This is a genomic window from Streptomyces sp. NPDC032940 (assembly GCF_040636935.1).
GTDB lineage: Bacteria > Actinomycetota > Actinomycetes > Streptomycetales > Streptomycetaceae > Streptomyces.
Genome location: NZ_JBEZVJ010000071.1, coordinates 1 through 4,167, shown reverse-complemented (window position 1 = coordinate 4,167; position 4,167 = coordinate 1). Strand labels below are relative to the sequence as shown.

Below are 4,167 nucleotides of genomic sequence, written 5' to 3'. Positions count from 1 at the left end.
CAGCTCGACACCGCCATCGAACAGAACGGCAAGGGCGACCTCGCCGCCCTCCTCGCCGGCGGCGACACCTGGACCGTCATCGGCTGACGGCCGTATGCGCTGCTCGAGCACCTGCCAGGGTTCGGTCTGACGGGTGCTCGAGAAGCGCTGGGCACGCGCGCGAGACCGGCTCGATGCAGACGCTGGCTTCCCTCAACCACGCGACTGAAAGATGCTGTTCGCCCCCTCCGGGGGGCCGCGGCACCGCAGCGCAGCCGGAAGCTTGTACCCCACGACGGTCCGGACCGTGGCCGACACGCAACACCGACAGCAGGCCGCCAGGACACCACGAAGCGCATCGCTGTTCGGGCTTCCCTCCCATGCAGTCGGCCTTGCCTGCCCGCCCGCGCTTCGTGCACTGCACAGGGGCACAGGACGACGGCACCTAACGGAGATGGATGTATGGACACGCATCAGACCACGTCACTTCTCGTCGGCCTCGCCGCCCTGGTGCTCCTGGCGCGCCTGCTCGGCGCGGTGGCCCGGCGACTGGGCCAGCCGGCGGTGATCGGGGAGGTCCTCGCCGGTATCGCGCTGGGACCCACCCTGTTCGACGGGGCGATCGCCGACACCTTCTTCCCGACCAGCATCCAGCCCATGCTCAGTGCCCTGGCCGCGGTCGGTGTCGCGGTCTTCATGTTCATCGTCGGACTCGAATGGGACGCGGCGATGATCCGCGGCAGCGGAAGCCTTGCCGTCACGGTGTCGTTGAGTTCCATCGTGCTGCCGTGCGGCCTCGGCATGGCTCTGGCTCTGTACCTGATGGACGACTACGGCACCGGCGACAAGACGTCGTTCATGCTCTTCATGGGCATAGCCATGTCCATCACGGCCTTCCCGGTCCTGGCCCGCATCCTCACCGACCGCCGCATGACGCGCTCCCCGCTCGGTGTGCTGACCCTGGCCTGCGCCTCCATCGACGACGTCCTCGCGTGGTCCCTCCTCGCCGCGGTGGTCGCCGTCAGCGGCTCAGCCGACGCCGACCAGTGGCGCATCCTGCTCGCCATCCCGTACCTGCTCCTCATGCTCTTCGTCGCGCGCCCCCTGCTGAACCGCTATGCGGACCGCCGACCCGGACTGCGGCTCACCCCGACCGTGTTCGCATGTGTCCTGGCAGGCCTGCTGCTGTCCGCCGCCGCCACCGAATGGGTCGGCCTGCACTACATCTTCGGCGCGTTCCTCTTCGGCCTGATCCTCCCGCGCACCGGCAGCGAGCAGCTGCGCGCCGAAGTACACGACCGCCTGGGACAGATGAACGGCACTCTGCTGCTGCCGGTGTTCTTCTTGGTCGCAGGCCTGAAGGTCGACCTCTCAGGGGTGGGTCTGGCCGGGCTGGGCACCTTGGCGTTGCTCCTCCTGGTGGCCGTGGGCGGCAAGTTCACCGGAGCCTTCACCGCCGCCCGCCTCAACAAGATGCCGGTCAGGCAGTCCGCCGCGCTCGCCACCCTGATGAACACGCGCGGCCTGACCGAACTCATCGTCCTGAACGTCGGCCTGAAACTGGGCTACATCAAGCAGGACCTCTATTCGCTCATGGTCGTGATGGCCGTGGTCACGACCGCGATGGCGGGCCCCCTGCTGACCTGGGTCGTCGGCCGAACGGCGGAGGACGACGACCGTCCACAGAACCGCGACGTCCCCGAGCCCGTGGCAGGGACAGCAGGAAGGGCCGCGTAGCCCTGTTCCCGCCCGCTACCTCCCCGTACTTCCAGAACGAAAGGGTCCGCTCATGACCACGGGTGCTCCGAGACAACTGAGTCCACAGGAGTTCATCGACCAGAACCCGATGAGCCGCAGACAGTGGCTCATCGTGGTGCTGGGACTCCTGATGATGGTTGCCGATGGTCTCGACTCCACCATCGCCTCCTTCGTCTACCCCAGGATCAAGGACGACTGGGGCACCGACATGAGCGTGGTGACCGCCATCGTGACGCTGAGCGTCGTGGCGATGGTCGCCGGCGGCACCGCCGCAGGCCCGCTCGCCGACCGCTACGGCCGCAAGGGCGTCACCGTCACCGGCATCTTGGTCTTCGGACTGGGCACGGCAGGCATGGGACTCACGCAGAACGTCGGCGCCTTCGCCGGGCTGCGGCTCGTGGCCTGTCTGGGGCTCGGCGCGATCCTGCCGACCGTGATGGCCATGGTCGCCGACTGGACACCCGCCGCACGCAGGGTCCAGATGGTCGCGCTGGCCTTCGCAGGGGTGACGGCGGGAATCATCGTCGGTGGCGTACTCGCATCGGTCCTCATCCCCGCGGTCGGATGGCCCCCGCTGATGGCGGTGTGCGGGATCGCTCCACTGCTGCTGATCCCGGCGGTCGTCCGGTACGTCCCGGAACCCGTCAGCACGCTCACCGCTCTCGGGCGCCCCGAGGAGGAGGTGCGGAAGGCCCTCTCGGCCGCCGTCGCCGCGGGCCAGGACGTGTCCCACGTGGCCCTGGACCAGACCTCGGCGCAGCGACGCCCGGAGTCGGCGGCGCGGGTCGTCATGTCCGGCGACCTCGCTCGCACCACCGTCCTGCTGTGGGTCTGCTTCTTCCTGGCGCAGGGCACGGCAGCCCTGCTCATCACCTACCTGCCGCTGCTGGCAGAGCGCACCGGCCTGACGGCCGCACAGGCCGCGGTGGCAGTGGCGGCGTTCGGATGGGGCGGCCTCATCGGACAGCTCGCCGTGTCCTTCGTCCTCAAGCGCTTCGACCGGTTCGGCGTGCTGTCGGCCCTGTGGATGCTGAGCGTCCTCGGCTTCGTGGCAGCCGCTCTATGGGCGGCACAGTTCGCCGCGCTGCTCGCCGTGGTCTTCGTCCTGGGCCTCTGCCTCCCGGCCGCCAACTCCGCCCTCCAGGCGATCGCGGCGGTGGCCTACCCACCGTCCGCGCGCGCTACGGGAGTGAGCTGGGCGAACAGTGTGGGCAAGCTGGGCCCCGTGGCCAGTGGCCTGCTCGGCGGCCTGATGGTCGACGCGGGCTGGACCCTCGGCGCAGTCGTCCTCGTCCTGGTCATCCCTGTCGCGATCTGCCTCGCGGCCACCCTCAGGCTGCGCGCCCGCAGCCGAGGCCCCCAGACCGAAGGCCTCAGCACCCCCCATCCGCTTCCCACTCCCGCGTCCGAGCGGGTGTGAACGTGGGTGGGGTCAGGGTACGGGTGCCGGCGAAGGTGAATCTCCAGCTCTCTGTCGGCGCCGCACGTCCGGACGGGTTCCACGACCTCGCCAACGTCTTCCTGGCCGTCGGCCTGTACGACGAGGTCACCGTCACCCCGGCCGACGAACTGCGCATCACCTGCGAGGGCCCGGACACCGACCAGGTCCCCCTGAACCACACCAACCTCGCAGCACGCGCGGCACTCGCCCTCGCCGAGCGCTACGGCCGCGAGCCGGCCGTGCACATTCACATCGCCAAGGACATCCCGGTCGCCGGCGGCATGGCGGGCGGCAGCGCGGACGGCGCGGCCGCGCTGCTCGCCTGCAACACGCTGTGGAACGCCGGCGCCTCCCGCGTCGAGTTGCTGGGCCTCTGTGCCGAGCTGGGCAGCGATGTCCCGTTCAGCCTGGTAGGCGGCGCGGCTCTGGGCACCGGTCGCGGCGAGCGACTGACGGCCCTGGAGATCGGCGGTACCTTCCACTGGGTGCTTGCGACCGCCGTACGGGGCCTTTCCACCCCGGCCGTCTTCCGCGAGTTCGACCGGCTGACCGCGGGCCGGGACATTCCCGAGCCGGTCGTCTCGAGGACTCTGCTGGATGCGTTGGCGAAGGCCGACCCGGATGCGCTGGCGGCGGCGGTCTCCAACGACCTTCAGCCTGCGGCCCTGTCCCTCTTCCCGGAACTCGCCCACACACTGGAAGCGGGCCGCGCAGCAGGCGCGCTCACCGCCCTGATCTCCGGCTCAGGCCCCACAGCTGCATTCCTCACCCGAGACCTCAAGGGCGCGCTCACGGTGGCCGAGGCCCTACGAGCTTCCAAAACCTGCCGCACGGTACGCACAACAACAGCCCCCGCCCCCGGCGCCCAGGCTATGGCATGAGGTTGTTGATGATGCGGTTACTGTATCGCGTACGGTTGGCGTACTTTTTCCGTACGTGGGGGTGGGGTGTCGGTTGTTGGCTTGTGGGTGGTCAGGGGTCGGTGTCCG

3 protein-coding genes are annotated in these 4,167 nt (G+C 69.5%); all 3 read left to right on the top strand.

Translation table 11 applies throughout. The features are described from left to right. Positions 1 to 441 precede the first annotated feature (441 nt). A complete protein-coding gene (locus tag AB0E77_RS34050) occupies positions 442 to 1,716 on the top strand; it encodes a cation:proton antiporter (protein ID WP_361578844.1) in 1,275 nt (424 codons plus the stop codon). Positions 1,717 to 1,825: 109 nt separating this feature from the next. Then, positions 1,826 to 3,157, top strand: coding sequence for an MFS transporter (locus tag AB0E77_RS34045; protein WP_361578841.1), 1,332 nt, complete (start codon positions 1,826 to 1,828; stop codon positions 3,155 to 3,157). Positions 3,158 to 3,159: 2 nt separating this feature from the next. After that, positions 3,160 to 4,059, top strand: coding sequence for a 4-(cytidine 5'-diphospho)-2-C-methyl-D-erythritol kinase (locus tag AB0E77_RS34040; RefSeq protein WP_361578838.1), 900 nt, complete (start codon positions 3,160 to 3,162; stop codon positions 4,057 to 4,059). Positions 4,060 to 4,167: the final 108 nt, after the last annotated feature.